The following is a 13,797-nucleotide window of genomic DNA, read 5'->3' as shown; positions in this document are numbered from 1 at the left end:
GGGCCGCCTGCTGGTGGCGATACAGCGTCGCCCGCGACCAGCCGACGAGTCGGGCGGCGTCTTCGGCGGTGCGGCCCTTCGCGCGCGCATCGGCGGCGATGTCGAGCTTCTCTGCGACCACGGCCGGGTCGACCGGAGGTCGGCCGAAGCGGGTACCGTTCTGCTTCGCCGCGGCGATCCCGGCATTGACACGTTCGGTGATCAGCTCGCGCTCATACTCGGCCAACGTGGCGAGCATGCCCATCATCATCCGGCCCGACGTCGTCTCCGGGTCGATTCCGTCCGAGACCGATCTAATCTTCACGCCTTGCCCGCGTAGCAGCGTGACCGTGTTCAGGACATCGATGAGGGACCGGCCGAGCCGGTCGATACGCCAGACCACCACGGTGTCACCGTCCTGGGCGTAGTCGAGCAGCCGCTTCATCCCCGGTCGCTCGATCGCGGTCCGGCTACCCGAGGTCACATCCGAGAACACGTCCCGCTTCTGCACCCCGGCATCCACCAGCGCATCGACTTGCAGCTGCGCATCCTGAGTTGCCGTACTCACTCGGGTGTATCCCAGCTGCCTCATACCCCCAGCATGGTGCAGAAAGTCCTGGAAGTCACCACCCTGAGGCGCTTTTCGTCGAGACGACTTAGCGAGACACTTCCGGGTGCCCATTCACGCAGGGAATGAACCTGAGGCCAACCGCGCGCTGAACGTCTAATCAACCTATACCCAAATGAGGCACCAGATCGCCCGGCCTTACCTACATCGAAGTGCCCCGCCTCCGCTCGAAACCCTTGAGGCTTGGTCGCCAGCACGCCATGCGCAGCGAGTGACGCGAGTCTCTCTCGTGGTTGTCATAACTATACCTTCCATCCGGTACAGTTATGCCGTTCACTACGAGGGGAAGACGCGCATGTCCACGATGACGAAACGGCGACGCTGGTCGCTGCTGGTGACGGTCGGAGCTGGGCTCCTACTGATCACCATCGACAACTCGATTCTCTACGCGGCACTGCCGACACTGACCGAGGATCTCCAGGCTTCGAGCACGCAGAGCCTCTGGATCATCAACGCCTACCCCTTGGTAATGGCGGGCCTGCTGCTGGGTAGCGGAACCCTCGGTGATCGAATCGGCCACACGCGGATGTTCGTCGTCGGTCTGGTGATCTTCGGACTGGCGTCGCTGCTCGCTGCCTTCGCCCCTACGCCCGAGGTCCTGATCGCGGCGCGTGCTGTGCTCGCTGTCGGTGCGGCAGCGATGATGCCGGCCACCCTTGCGCTGATCCGCACCTATTTCACGGTTGAACGCGAGCGGAATCTCGCCATCGCGGTCTGGGGCAGCCTGTCGGTCGTAGGGTTTGCCCTCGGCCCGATTCTCGGCGGCACACTCCTTGAGTTTTTCTGGTGGGGCTCGGTGTTCCTCGTCAACGTGCCCGTGGTGGTGCTGGCGCTGGTTGCTACCTGGCTGATCCGCCCGGCCAACGACCCGGACCCCTCGAAGCGATGGGATGCCGTCTCCTCGATATTGGCGATGATCGGGCTTGTCGGAATGGTGGTGGCTATCAAGGAGATCGGTCACGCGCCGCCGTCGACAACGACCATTATTGTTGCGCTGCTCGTTGCTGCCATCGGGTTCTGGCTCTTCGTGCGCCGTCAGCGACGTATGGAGCAGCCGCTGTTGGATTTCTCCATCTTCCGCAACCCGGCGTTCAGCGCAGGCGTGCTCGCCGCGACGTTCGCGATGTTCGCGATCGGGGGCATCCAGCTCGTCACCACGCAACGCTTCCAGCAGGTCGCCGGATTCAGCCCGCTGGAGGCTGGGCTCTTGGTTGCCGCGATCGCAGTGGGCTCGTTGCCGACAGCGCTCCTGGGTGGCGCATTCCTGCACCGCATCGGACTGCTCGCGCTCATCACCGGCGGTCTCGCCTTCGCCACCGGCGGCGTCGTGGTAACAGCAATCGGGTTCCAGTCGTCCCTCGGCGTGCTGGTCCTCGGACTGCTGCTGACCGGTGCCGGTCTCGGAGCCGCCATGTCGGTGGCCTCCACCGCGATCATCGGGAACGTGCCGGTGCGCCGAGCCGGGATGGCCGCTTCCCTGGAAGAGGTCTCCTACGAGTTCGGCAGCCTCATCGCCGTGTCCGTGCTTGGGAGCCTGCTCACGGCTATCTACAGCGCCCGTGTCGTCCTTCCCGACGGCGCGCCGGATGCGGCTGGTGACAGCATCGCCGAGGCACAGGCTGTCGCGCAGGGCGACGCAGACATCATCCAGGCGGCCGCGACAGCCTTCGACTCCGCGTACCTCGTCGTGATGCTGGTCGTCGCTGCCGTTCTCGCGGCGGGCGCGCTCGTCACCGGGGTACTTCTGCGCCGGTACTTGCCGGGCACCCAGTCACAGCTGCACTCCGAGCACTGACCACGAAAGGACCGCCCATGCGGCCCAGCAAACGGGACACGATCCTCCAGGCCGCCCTCAGCGTTGTCGAGACCGACGGCGTCACGGCCGTTACGTACGAATCCGTCGCCGCCGCATCCGGACTCACCAAAGGCGGATTGCTCTACCACTTCCCCTCAAGGGACGCCATGATCCTCGCGCTGCACGAATATCAAGCGCAGCACTGGGACGACGAAATGATCGACGCGCTCGGCAAAGACCTAGATGAGGCGTCGCAGGACGAGCGACTCGCTGCCTATGCCCGAGTCAGGGCACGCAGCGCCACCGGCCCTGAATTACTGCTCATGCTCGAAGCGAGCACCGACAGCGAGCTCAGCAAACCGTGGAAACGAGTCATCACCCGCTGGATCCCCAACCCCGCCAACATCGACCCGACCGACCCTCGGGCCCTACAAAAGATGGTCGCGTACCTCGCCGCCGACGGGCTTTGGCTCAGCGAATCCGTCGGCGCCGTCCCCCTCCCCCACGAACTGCGCGCCGCGCTGGCAGAGCACCTCGCCCGCTCCGTCGCGGAGGCAACCGCAATCCAGTGCAACGAGGCGAACCAATGAGCGCACTCACCCAGCAGTGCGACCGCCTTCCGCCCGCTACCAGAGCCTTCGTCGTGGCGGCCTTCCTCGAGACCTTCACCTGGGCCGGTCTGCTTGCGAGGATGTTCCTCAAGTACGTGACGGGCACGACCGACGTCGGTGTCAGGATCTCCGGCGCACCACACGGCGGCATGTTTTTCATGTACCTCGCCCTAGGCCGTGTTGCTAAATCCATTGGAGGGCTGCGGAGAGGCAGAGTCCTGCCGCGTATGAGCGCGCGGTCTTGTCGTAGCGGGATGCGAGTCCTCGCCACTGCTTGACGAAGTTGAAGCATCTCTCGACGACGTTGCGGCCCTTGTAGCGTTCCTGCTGCTCGTCGCCGAAGTCGATCGGCCGACCCGGCCGCCTGTGCCTGTTGGCGATCTGATCGGCGCGTTCGGGGATCGTGGCCTTGATGCCGCGCTCGCGCAGCCAGGCCCGGTTCTTCTTCGACGGGTAGCCCTTGTCCGCGAGCACCCGATCCGGCCTCGATCGCGCCCGGCCGCGTCCGGGGACGTGGATCTCGTCGAGCACGTCGGTGAACATGCTCGTGTCCGCGACCTGCCCGCCGGTGAGAACGAACGCCAGCGCCCGTGCCTGCCCGTCGCAGACGAGGTGGATCTTCGTCGTCAATCCGCCCCGTGACCGGCCGATCGCGTGATCAGGAGGCTCGGGCCCGGATTTCTTGTAGTTCGACACGGCCCCCTGTGGCCCGAGTCAGGGTTGCGCCGTGCTGGTGGACGCGCGCAATCGAGGAATCCACCGACACGACCCAGTCGATCTCGCCCGCCAGCGCCGCCCGCTTCTGCACCTGGGTGAGCAGGTCTTCCCAGACGCCGTCGCTCGCCCATCGGCGGAAGTTTTTGTAGATCGTGTTCCAGTTCCCGAACCGCTCGGGCAGGTCTCGCCACGCCGAGCCCGTCCGGAACCGCCATGCGGTCGCCTCGACCACCGTGCGTCGATCCACAGGCGGACGGCCCCGCGTCCGCACTGGCGGGAACACGTCCTGGATCAGTTCCCAGACCTCGTCCGTGATGACATCTCGCGACACGTCTCAAGGATCGCCGACGAGCCCCCGATCATCATTTAGCAACACGGCCTAGTGCTCATCACCGCCGTCACCTTGCGGTGGCCATGGTCCTGAAGATTAACGAGCTCGACACCATCACCAACGACGTCATCGAAACCGCCCAGAGCCCCCTCGTCATCAGCACCACCAGCTGAGGCGACCGCCACGAAGCAGCGACAAAGCACCGCCATTTACCGGCGAAAGTCACACGTATGCCCCTCACACCATCCGGTGTGAGGGGCATACGTAGCGCCACCGGATTTACCGGGTCGCCGTCGCGGTGGCCGGTGTCCGAGCGCCTGTGTGCGCCGCGGTCACTTCAGCGGCGCTCGGGGCTGCTGAGGCTGGGGCCGCCGGGGACGGGGCTGCGGAGCCGAACACCTCCGCGGCGCTGCGCTGGGGAGGTTCACGCTCGGCCGCCGGGTCGGTGTCCCACGGAGCCCGCGTCATGGGCCTACCAGCCGCCGGCGGCTGCGGCTGCTCTTGCGTCGCCGCCGGCTCCTCCGGCTGCTGTGGGACCGGGGCCGGCTGGTTCTCCTCCCGTGCAGGACCGGCATCGGGGTTCTCGGCCGCCGGCTGCTGTGCTGCAGGTGCCTGGCTCACTGGCTCCAGGGTTTCGGTCGGTGCCTGATCCTCGTCTGCGCTGGACCCGGTGAACCGGGAAACGAACTCCGATGCCCGATCGGCCATCGCCTGCAGTCGGGAGCGGGTGGTGAACTCCAGGTACCCCTCCGGTGTTTCACGCACGCTCAAATCCGGGCGGTGCTCACGGATCAATGCCTGGGCATCCTGCAGGTTCAACGGCTGCAGTTCCTCCGGTGTCCCCACCCCCGCCGGGCGGGTGACCACGAAGAACTGCCCTTCCAGTTCTTTGAGCACCGGAGCCTTCTGCCCAGGCTCCTCTGTCAGGCCGACGTCGCCGCGCCCCGAACGGTCGCTGAGGTCGATCTGCCGGGCGTCCTGATTGCTCAGCCACCCGACCTCTTGACCATCCTTGTCCGCGACCTGGGAGCGGGTGGCCCACTCCTCCCGGTTCTTAGGAGGCTTCGAGTCCATGTACTGCGACAACCGGCGCGTGTTTCGGATCGCGACGTCCGCCGTGACCTTCGCAAGCTCCAAGGCCTCCAACAGGGCCTCCCAGCCGCCCTCGATGATCTCGGTCTCATCCATGATGTTCCTCCTGACGTGCCTGACTCGGTCCCTGTGTCATCGCCAGTACCACTGCCCGGTGGCGATGACACACATCACTGCTTCGCTGCGTGACCGCGTGTGTGAGATTGCCGGGAGGTCTCGACCCTGTGCCAGGAGATCCCATCGGCGCTGTATTCCCACCAGGTCTCTTGGATCCGCTGCCCCGCTGTCGCCTCCCCGGCCAGCAAGACCGCCCCGTCGGTCTCATCGCGTCCCAGGATCCGCGGGGCTGAAACTGTGACCATCGTCGTAGCCGCCACCGCCGCCGGATGCAGACCCTCGGAGGTCACCACCAGGCCCTCGTCATCGACCACTGCCATCCGCCAGGACATGTCCTGGCCATCGGCCACCGGCAACACCGGCTGGACGTCGGTGACCGTGGCCAGGTGCTTGGCCCAGTCAGCCTCATCCACCAGCAATGCCCCGGGGGCATGAGTCTGCGAGTAAGCCTCGTCTGGGATGTGTTTCTTGTTGGCCACGCATTCCTGGGCTTTGCCCTCCAGGCGGGTGCGCATCATCGAGAGGTGGAAATGCCAGGCCGTCATCGGGTTCATCGACGCTGTGGTCGCTTCCCAGGCCTGGTGCTCGGCCGCGGCGGCCGCCCACAGTTCTTCCACGATCTCGGTATGCCGGTACCAGCACCGCGGGATCTCCTTCTCCGGGATCTTGTGGGCGAACACCAGCCAGTCCACCCAGCCCCGCAGGAACACCCAGGCCGTCGGAGCATCCTCGGCTTTCACGTCCCGCCACCGGGTCGCCAGCAACGCTTCCGGGCCCTCAGTTTGGGCAGCCAGCCCTGCAACAGCCGGGTCTTCGTACGGCGGTGGCGCCGTCTCCTCATCGTCCGGGGGTGGTTCCGTGCCCCACAAGGATCCGGCATGCACGCCCAACACGTCCTCGCCGGGCTCCGGGCCGGGGCCCTCGACCATGTCACTCATGGGGTGTCTCCTCCCGTCTGGGTCCCTGCACTGTTGGTGCTCCCGCCGTGTGGTGGGAGCACCAACGCTTGGTGGAGGACAGTGATGATGTCTGTGAGTGCTTGTTCCTCGGTGATGTGCTGCTCCCTGACCCGCCGGCGGATGGACTCCATGTGCGCAGGGCACACGGCCACGACTTCTCCTGACCACTGAATTCGCACCAGGTGCGCACCTTCCCGTCCGGGTTCACAACACACCACGCATCGACCCGCTGAGATCGGGGTTCTGCTGCCCTCATGACTCACACTCATCTCCCATCGTCGTTGCTTCATCCGACCTGCGTCGCCGCAGGCTTATCACCACCACCGCCGTCGCGTGACGACGGTCCCAGCCTCTGAAATCGCGGCCGCGGACATCGAACTCACGATGGATCATCTCGTGGTCCTCGCGGCACAACGGCATCAGATCTTCGTGCGCTTCACCGGCTACCCAGGCACCCTCACCGTCCTGGGTCACGCCCTCGTAGCTGGTGTGGTGTAAGTCCAAAGACTTGAGCTCATAGTCAGCCCCACAGACCTGGCACACCGCGACCTGCCCGGCCGCGGCCACCGTCTCGAACCACACCCGGCGGCGTTCCCACCACGCCGGGGAGCTCAGATATTCCCCCCGGTACCTTGCCGCCCGAGCTCCGGTCTTTCTCCGTAATGACATGACGACTCACGCCGCCGTCAGCTGTGGCTCGGGCAGATGATCAGGCCCATCGACCAAGGCTTGCGCCAGTCGTTCGTCAAAGCGTGCGATAGCGGCTTTGATTTCGGGGGCCTCCGGGCGGTCCACCCATTTCGCCATGGTCACCACAATCGGCCGTGACGTCCTAGTCAGCACCAACCCCGTGCCCACCGGGAGCCGGCGCAGCTCCGCGACCGTGATCACGTCTTTCTCCCGCTGGGTTTGGCTGCGGCTGGTCCCGGAATCCGCCCACGTCGTGTTCGTCTCCTTGAGCACTCGTTGACCTATCAAGGTCACCAGCGCCTGCAGCTCGTCAGAGTTACCGGAACCTCCCAGTTGGAACTTGACCGTGGCAGCGTCCAGGATCTGCTGGGCCAGGTGATCACCCCAGGCAGCGCGCGCCATTGCCGGGGACTGCAGTACGACCAGGGTGAAGATCCCCACACCACCGCCATCAGCCATGACCACCGGTAGTTCTTTCCATGGCGCCAAGTTCGCGATCTCGTCCAGGATCAACGACAGCCCCGGGGACAACCGGTTCCCCGGGGATCGGATGGCAAGCTCACGGGCCACCGCGGTGATCTCATCCATCAACGCCATCAGCATCGGAGCGGCCGCCCCGCCACCGGTTTTCGTGCCCACCAAAAACAAGGTGCCCCTCTGCTCAATGAAGGTCTTGGGGTCCAGGCCCTCCCCGGGTGCCGGGTTCAACACGGCAGCCACTTCGGGCAGCATCAACGGTGACAGGGCTTCTGAGACGCCCATCCATTTCGAGGGCAGCATCCTGGGGTCACTGTTGAGCTCATCATCCAACGCCTCAGCCCATCCCGGGGCTGAATCCGGGTGGGAGCGCAGCACCTTCACCGCTGCAGCAGCCAGCCCCGGGGTGGATCCCCACCGACCCAACGTCGGGGTGTCCACCTGGGCCAAGGCCGCAGCGTGCAGCAGCCCCGTGAGGATCCGGGTGGCCACACCGGCCCATTCCTGGTTCGAGGTGGATTCCCCCATCGCCGAGGCCCCGACAATGGTTTGTGCCCGCCGGGAGGCCACCATCACCGACTCGCAGCCCTGATGGGGCGCCCATTTCAACGTCGTCGGCAGTTTCGTCAGCCCCTGCGGATCGAACAATGCCACCGGCCCGATCTTGGCCCGCGCTTCCCACACGGCCCGCACGTTATCCCCACGGGTCGAGGTCGTGACCACAGCACCGGGGGCATCCAACAAAGCGTTGATCACGATGTAGAAGCCTTTGCCGGAACGCGGTGGTCCGATCAGCACCACGGAATCCTCAGAAGACACCCACATCGGGTACCCGCACGAGAGCCCGAAACACATCCCAATGTCAGCCGGGCGCGGGTTCTTCAAGGTGGGTCGGATAGCACTGGCCTTGGCCATCAACGCCTTCTCCCCGGCCTTGATCTTCACCTCGCGGCCCTTGGCCACACCATCACGCCGGGCAAGATCCCGCAGCAAATAGGCATCGGATTCTTTCCAGTTGCGCCACAGCACCACGCCCCACGCAACCAGGCCCGCGACCACTACCAACCCGACGACCAGTGGTGCGATCACCGCCCACGTGGCAGGCGCGCACTGTCCATCGGCCGTCACGAACGCCGTCGCACCGTCTTTCACGAAACCGACTGCCAGTTCCACCGGGTGAGTCCGGGCCGAGGGCGCACCACACATCACACTGGTGATTCCCCGCCCCACCCAACTGAGCATCATTGCCGCAGCGCCCACCGTCACCAGCACGCCGACGAGTGCGTACAACAGGACGTCGTTGCCCCTGGATTGCATCGCCCATAACCCCCTTGTTTAGGCGGCAACGCGGGTGCGTTGCTTCATCGCCGAATCGGTGTCAAACAAACTGGCCTGCAGCTCCGATCGGTGAGTGCGCACCACACGGCCCTCCAGCTCGGCCACCTTCCACAACGCTTGGCCCTTGGGCAGCCGGCCCATGACTTCACGTTCAGGCCCGGTCAACCGCAGTAATTCTGCGGTTGCCTCCAGCTGATCGGATTTTTGGCGGTGGATCACCCGGATGTCAGCGTCGGCCAGCAGCGACATGGCCAACGCCCGGGCCTTGGAACCCTCATCACCGGCCTGATGCAGGTCCGAGAGCTTGTGCAGGATCAGGATGCAGAAGATCCCGAACGCTCGCGCCAGCTTCCACTGCGTCACCATGCGCTTCAGTGAGGCGATGTCACCCAGGTTTTCCCAGCCCTCCTCGTAGACCACCACCCGCTGCACATCGCCGTTGGTGATCACCGACTCCGCCCAGGACTGGATGCACTGGGATGCGATCAGCCTCGCCTCCGGGGGCAGAGCCATCAACGGTTTCGTGTTGAACACGGAGATCGGCACATCGTCACGGAACTCCACCGTGGAGGGCCCATCGAACAGGCCCGCCAAGTCGCCTTTCACCATGTCTTTAAGCTGATTGGCGACCTCACGGCTGGCAGACCCGGATTCCTCCAGCGTTTCGGCCGAAGGATGGCGCAGCGCGTGGATCACATCGGGGATCGTGATCGAGGCCGCTGCAGCGACCTGCGGTGTCGTGTCCGGGGTCATGGACGCCACGTCCTCGCCCTTGGCCGACACCGCCGCATCGATCCCATCAATCAAGGCAGCACGCTCATCACCGGTCAACCGGCGCCCGGCCAGGATCTCGGTGATCGTGCGCAGGATCGACTGCCGGCGGGACCGCACAGCCTTCACCCAGTGCTCATCACTCATCGGTGCGATCACCAGGTCCTCGCCCCAGTCCTCGCCAGCAGATTCCAGCAGGCTCTCCCCCGTGTCAGGGTCAACCACCGCTCCCGTGCGTGGACGGCGACCCGGATCCAGGGGGTTGATCACATGGGATCCGCCCACCGTCATCACCGGGTTCACATCCGCAGGACACAGCGCCCGAGCCACAGGGCCCCACTCGTCCTTGATATCGGACATGATCATCGCCCGGCGCCCAGCCATCACCAGGTTCATCACCCACGTCTTGACCGTCGTGGATTTGCCAGTGCCGATCGTGCCGATCAGAACGCAAGCCATGCCCGTGATCAGGCCTTGCTCGTAGCACTCCCACGGGTCCATGGTCCACATCGACCCCGAGGCCTTCTTGCCCCGTCCATCGGCCAGAAAACCGACGAAGCACTGCCTCGTCCCCAGCCCCGAGGACGATACCCACGGGTAGGCCGAGGCGAACGTCCACGAGGAGGTGCGGTTCCAGCCCGGGCGGCGCAGCAGCATCCGCCCACGCATGTTCCGCGCCACCCGCCGGCCACCGCGGGGAAACGTCAGCCCGGGCAGTCCGTCCAAGGCCTTCGAAACGGCCTGGCCTGCCCATTGCTTGGCCAGGTGCTTACCGGCCCGCTGCCCGGCCCTGCGGAGTTCACGTCGTTCCCGCCGGGTCACCGACCCGGGTTCAATACTCACTGAGTGGAACGTGCCTTCTGTCTCTGACATCCGTGGCATCAGGTCACCGCCGATCCTGCAGGCCACGCCCGAAGGGCAGCGCCGCGGCCAGAAATGCCGGCCATTGCTGGCCGTAGAACGTGCGAACCTCACAGCCGGCTCGTCGTGCCCCGGAGATCATCTGCTTGGTGTTCAATTCCAGTTCGTCCTCGGACTCGGCCGAGACCACGACCATCGTCAGGAACTTGACATCCCCGTAGCCCGCCAAAGCGTGATCGCCGTGGTCCACGATCTCGTTGCTCATGGCCTGCTCTTCCAGGCCCTTCACCCGCCCAGCCCAGGCGCGCATCTGGTCAGCAGAGAGGTCATCGCGGTTCTCGGCCTCCGCACGCGCGAGACCGGCGGCAATGCCCTCCGAATGAAAGGTTTGGGTGACCACGTGCGGAAAGTCCCCGGCCTCATTGAGCCGTCGCATAAACCCGGCCTTCACAGTCCGCGTCGGCAGATCCACGCGCATCACCCGGTGCCAGGTTCCCTCACACCGGATCTTGTCCCACGACGCCTTCGCCGCCATCGGCCCCGCTGTGGCTGCGGAGACCTTGACCATGCCCGTGGCCAAATCGTTGGCCTCGAACGGGGAGAATGCCGTTCGAATCACCAAAGCCAACGCATCCGTGGTCAACCAGGACGTCACCGTCACCGACGCCTCCGAGAGCAATCGTTCGAACTCCGTCATCTCGGCCTCCATGAGCTCCATCAACCCGGCCACACCACCGCCGTGTTCCTTCACGTCTTCTTTCACCAGGCCCTGATGCACCGTGATGGAGACCAGGCCCTCGTTGTGGGTTTGAGCCCGGTCACCGGAAAGGGTCTGCAGGATGTCTTCATGCAGCATCGGTGACAAAGCGGCCCCGGAAGCGATCTCTGATTCCTCGACCTGCCGAATGTAGGCCTCACGTACTTGAGCGGCTGAGAGCACCGTCATCACGTCACTGGCCTGCACCGCCACGACCCCGGTGTGATCCGCCAGGGCGTTGATTGCTGCAGCCCAGGAATCCAACACATCAGCCTGGTCTTCTGGTTCAGCCATCGTGAACCCGGTGCCGTGGACCCGGGCGATCACGGTGGCGTTGCGGTGCACCGGGTCCCACACCATGCACTGCCCGGACGCCATGGTGAACAGCCGGATCTCGCCTGCCTCACCGCTCAGCCGCAACCGAGCCGGTGGTTCCACACCAGCGGCCACAGCTGCTTCCTCAGCCTCACGGTCAGCCGCGATCTCCTCCGCCGTCGCAGGCCGGGCCACGCCCTCGCTCTGACCGCGGGCGCTGCGCCACAGACCAATCAGGAAAATCCAGACCTTGGCGTAGCCAGGCATGTTGTCGATCGGGACCGCCACAGCGATCATCACGATCCAGCTGAGTACCCACAACCCCAGATGACCCCGGACCACAGCCAAGACGCCCAGCATTGCGAACACTGCAACCAGCACGGTCTGGGACCAGGGCATCCACAACACAGCCCCCTTCTTCGCCTTCCGCGGGAACGGGGCCCCCACCACCGCGTCTTTCGTTGACGACGTCGTACTCATGAGTTCTTCCCCTTTCAGCGGCGAATCAAACGGGTCATCGCACCGGCACCGCGCCCGGAGTTCCGCATCAAAGATCCGGAACTCCGAGACATCGCGGCCTCCAGGCCCCCGCTGGCTTGCACGGCACTGAATGAGAACAGCGCCATCATGGCCACGGGCATGATCGCTGCGATGATCACCGCAGCCAGCGCCGCCAACAGCTGCGCCGTCGTGGCCGAGTACCTAAACACGCTGATCGCCATCACCAATGCGGCTGCAGACAGCGGTTTGGCAATCAGTAACCCGAAAACCATCGACAGCCACCGGAAGAACCACGCCTTGGTTGCATCCGAAGACAACGCGAACACAGCCACAGCTGCCATCGCGGTCAGCATCACCAGCGCGGTGGTGCGAAGCGCCATCATGAATCCCAGGAACAGCGACGCCAGCCAAATCACAAACGAAAGCACCATCGGAATCAACAACTCGAACCCACTGGAGTTCTCGGCAACCCCGCGCCACACGTTGTACTCGCTGTTCATTTGCTGGAACTCACCGGAATCGTTCAACTCGAATCCGAAGAGTTTCATGAAACCCGCCATATTTTGTGATTCACCACTGGCCGAGAGAATGAACTGCGTGCCTTGATCAAAAGCCGAGGCAAACAACATGACCACCGTCACCAAACCCAGCAGCAACGGCAACGCCAGTAACGCCATACCTCCGGCGCGCAGAATCATTGCCGTGTTCCCGGTGAACAACCCGGCGGTGGCCTGATAGCCCACCAGCAGGATCAACAACGGCGCCATGACCACGGTCAGGATCCGCAGCATCCCCGGGTCATCACCGGCACCCACCACACCAGCCCACCAGGCCGGGGAGAGATCTGATGCCGCGAACGCGTCCGACATAAACGTCCAAGAGTCTTCTGCCGCGCGAGCAATCGCGGCGTTGAACCCCGAATCGCTGGCGTCCGAGAGCCAATCCGTCAACGGATTCGCCGGCGCCATCACCATCATCGACATCACAACATCACCCCCAGCACCCAGTCACGGGCCCTCAGAGACCCACACTGTTGGTGAGCGGCTCAAACAGGTTCCATGAGGTGGCCATGTAAACGATCGTGGATGCGGCACCTGCGAACACGGCACCACCAACACCAATTCCGATGCCGATCAGACCAGCGGTCTTCGCCCCTGGGGTCTTTGACCAGGCCCCAATGGCCCACACCAGCGCGCCGACCGCGATCACAGCCACCATGATGACCAGGACCGCAGAAACCACCCAGGAGGCAATTTTCTGTGCCGGGGATGCCAAGGGGCCGTCCATCGACGGTGACACACCGGGATCGAATCCCTGTGCACCGATGTGGACCAGGGAGGCAACGTGGCTCAGGTGCGGGACCACGTCCACCGTCGCTGCGAAAGAAGTGATGTCAAACATTGCGGTGTCCTTTCAGAACAAGAAGAAAAACAGGGGGAAGTGTCACGGCGCTGCAATCAACGCAGCCGAGACACGGGAGGGAACTCTCCCTGTGGGTTACTGGGGGTCGCCCGTGGAGCACGTACCGGCTGGGGCGATCCATTCGTCCACGTTTTTGCCGTTGTACTGGTTGGAGTTCATGTTGGAGACACCGCTGAGCAGCTTCACGTGCACCAATCGGCACGAATCCACCGTGTTCTCAGCGCACGACTGAGCCGGGTCCGGGTAGTAATTGATCGTGATATTCATCGTCGAGCTGAGGTTGTAATCAGCGTTGACGATGTCGCGGGCATCGTTCATGTCCGTGACCTTCTTCTCGAAGGTCTGGCTGCACGTGGTCGAGGTCTTCGCCGCCACCTGCTCGGCCGCCGCCTTCGGCAGCGAATACACACTCCCACCGGCCATAAACAGGGTCCCG

14 protein-coding genes are annotated in these 13,797 nt (G+C 64.5%); 3 read left to right on the top strand and 11 right to left on the bottom strand.

The genetic code is table 11. The annotated features are described in order from the left end of the window. The coding region (locus L979_RS06950; protein WP_047690857.1) for a recombinase family protein at positions 1-571 on the bottom strand (571 nt) is incomplete at its 3' end. A gap of 331 nt (positions 572-902) precedes the next feature. Between L979_RS06950 and L979_RS06945 the strand changes: the two genes are divergently transcribed. Genes L979_RS06945 through L979_RS15020 form a run of 3 tightly spaced genes read left to right on the top strand, consistent with a single transcriptional unit; the run spans position 903 to position 3,291 of the window. Continuing rightward, complete coding sequence (locus L979_RS06945; protein WP_047690869.1) at positions 903-2,402, top strand: MFS transporter; 1,500 nt, start codon at positions 903-905, stop codon at positions 2,400-2,402. 17 nt (positions 2,403-2,419) lie between these two features. Then, a complete protein-coding gene (locus L979_RS06940) occupies positions 2,420-2,992 on the top strand; it encodes a TetR/AcrR family transcriptional regulator (RefSeq protein WP_047690855.1) in 573 nt (190 codons plus the stop codon). Beyond that, the gene (locus tag L979_RS15020) at positions 2,989-3,291 is read left to right on the top strand and encodes a DUF3817 domain-containing protein (protein ID WP_081993971.1); all 303 of its coding nucleotides are present in this window, start codon (positions 2,989-2,991) and stop codon (positions 3,289-3,291) included. The genes L979_RS06940 and L979_RS15020 overlap by 4 nt, the downstream gene beginning before the upstream one ends. Here the strand turns inward: L979_RS15020 and L979_RS15855 are convergent. The 10 genes from L979_RS15855 to L979_RS06885 form a co-directional block, all read right to left on the bottom strand. Then, a protein-coding gene (locus L979_RS15855; protein ID WP_197052093.1) for an IS5 family transposase occupies positions 3,197-4,061 on the bottom strand; the annotation gives its coding sequence in 2 pieces (ribosomal slippage) (positions 3,197-3,715 and positions 3,717-4,061; 864 coding nt in all). The two genes, L979_RS15020 and L979_RS15855, sit on opposite strands and share 95 nt — an antisense overlap. 279 nt (positions 4,062-4,340) lie before the next feature. Beyond that, on the bottom strand, positions 4,341-5,249 hold the full coding sequence (locus tag L979_RS06925) for a hypothetical protein (RefSeq protein ID WP_047690851.1): 909 nt from the start codon (positions 5,247-5,249) through the stop codon (positions 4,341-4,343). 74 nt (positions 5,250-5,323) lie between these two features. Further along, positions 5,324-6,208, bottom strand: coding sequence for a hypothetical protein (locus tag L979_RS14550; RefSeq protein WP_052209622.1), 885 nt, complete (start codon positions 6,206-6,208; stop codon positions 5,324-5,326). Positions 6,209-6,481: 273 nt separating this feature from the next. Further along, positions 6,482-6,811: a hypothetical protein gene (locus tag L979_RS06915; protein WP_052209621.1), complete on the bottom strand. Its 330-nt coding sequence runs from the start codon at positions 6,809-6,811 to the stop codon at positions 6,482-6,484. A 93-nt stretch (positions 6,812-6,904) separates the two neighbouring features. Continuing rightward, complete coding sequence (locus L979_RS06910; RefSeq protein WP_052209620.1) at positions 6,905-8,713, bottom strand: type IV secretory system conjugative DNA transfer family protein; 1,809 nt, start codon at positions 8,711-8,713, stop codon at positions 6,905-6,907. A gap of 18 nt (positions 8,714-8,731) precedes the next feature. Beyond that, complete coding sequence (locus L979_RS06905; protein WP_156125470.1) at positions 8,732-10,348, bottom strand: hypothetical protein; 1,617 nt, start codon at positions 10,346-10,348, stop codon at positions 8,732-8,734. Positions 10,349-10,391: 43 nt separating this feature from the next. Beyond that, positions 10,392-11,918: an SCO6880 family protein gene (locus tag L979_RS06900; RefSeq protein WP_156125468.1), complete on the bottom strand. Its 1,527-nt coding sequence runs from the start codon at positions 11,916-11,918 to the stop codon at positions 10,392-10,394. A 14-nt stretch (positions 11,919-11,932) separates the two neighbouring features. Continuing rightward, positions 11,933-12,706 (bottom strand): type IV secretion system protein, encoded by a 774-nt coding sequence (locus tag L979_RS06895; protein ID WP_197052092.1) that lies wholly within the window; start codon positions 12,704-12,706, stop codon positions 11,933-11,935. A gap of 250 nt (positions 12,707-12,956) precedes the next feature. Further along, on the bottom strand, positions 12,957-13,340 hold the full coding sequence (locus tag L979_RS06890) for a hypothetical protein (protein ID WP_047690842.1): 384 nt from the start codon (positions 13,338-13,340) through the stop codon (positions 12,957-12,959). 96 nt (positions 13,341-13,436) lie between these two features. Continuing rightward, positions 13,437-13,797 (bottom strand): hypothetical protein (locus L979_RS06885; RefSeq protein WP_047690839.1); only part of this gene is annotated, 361 nt, incomplete at its 5' end.

It is taken from the genome of Kocuria sp. ZOR0020, assembly GCF_000800955.1.
GTDB lineage: Bacteria > Actinomycetota > Actinomycetes > Actinomycetales > Micrococcaceae > Kocuria > Kocuria subflava.
The sequence above is the reverse complement of the archived record's forward strand: the minus strand, read 5'-3'. Positions and strand labels throughout refer to the sequence as shown.

Bases quoted from the DNA above. Each gene is read 5' to 3' on its own strand.
- L979_RS15020 (WP_081993971.1), top strand. From the start codon at position 2,989: ATGAGCGCACTCACCCAGCAGTGCGACCGCCTTCCGCCCGCTACCAGA.
- L979_RS06945 (WP_047690869.1), top strand. From the start codon at position 903: ATGTCCACGATGACGAAACGGCGACGCTGGTCGCTGCTGGTGACGGTC.
- L979_RS06925 (WP_047690851.1), bottom strand. From the start codon at position 5,249: ATGGATGAGACCGAGATCATCGAGGGCGGCTGGGAGGCCCTGTTGGAG.
- L979_RS06940 (WP_047690855.1), top strand. From the start codon at position 2,420: ATGCGGCCCAGCAAACGGGACACGATCCTCCAGGCCGCCCTCAGCGTT.
- L979_RS06910 (WP_052209620.1), bottom strand. From the start codon at position 8,713: ATGCAATCCAGGGGCAACGACGTCCTGTTGTACGCACTCGTCGGCGTG.
- L979_RS06890 (WP_047690842.1), bottom strand. From the start codon at position 13,340: ATGTTTGACATCACTTCTTTCGCAGCGACGGTGGACGTGGTCCCGCAC.
- L979_RS14550 (WP_052209622.1), bottom strand. From the start codon at position 6,208: ATGAGTGACATGGTCGAGGGCCCCGGCCCGGAGCCCGGCGAGGACGTG.
- L979_RS06895 (WP_197052092.1), bottom strand. From the start codon at position 12,706: ATGGCGCCGTTGTTGATCCTGCTGGTGGGCTATCAGGCCACCGCCGGG.
- L979_RS06900 (WP_156125468.1), bottom strand. From the start codon at position 11,918: ATGAGTACGACGTCGTCAACGAAAGACGCGGTGGTGGGGGCCCCGTTC.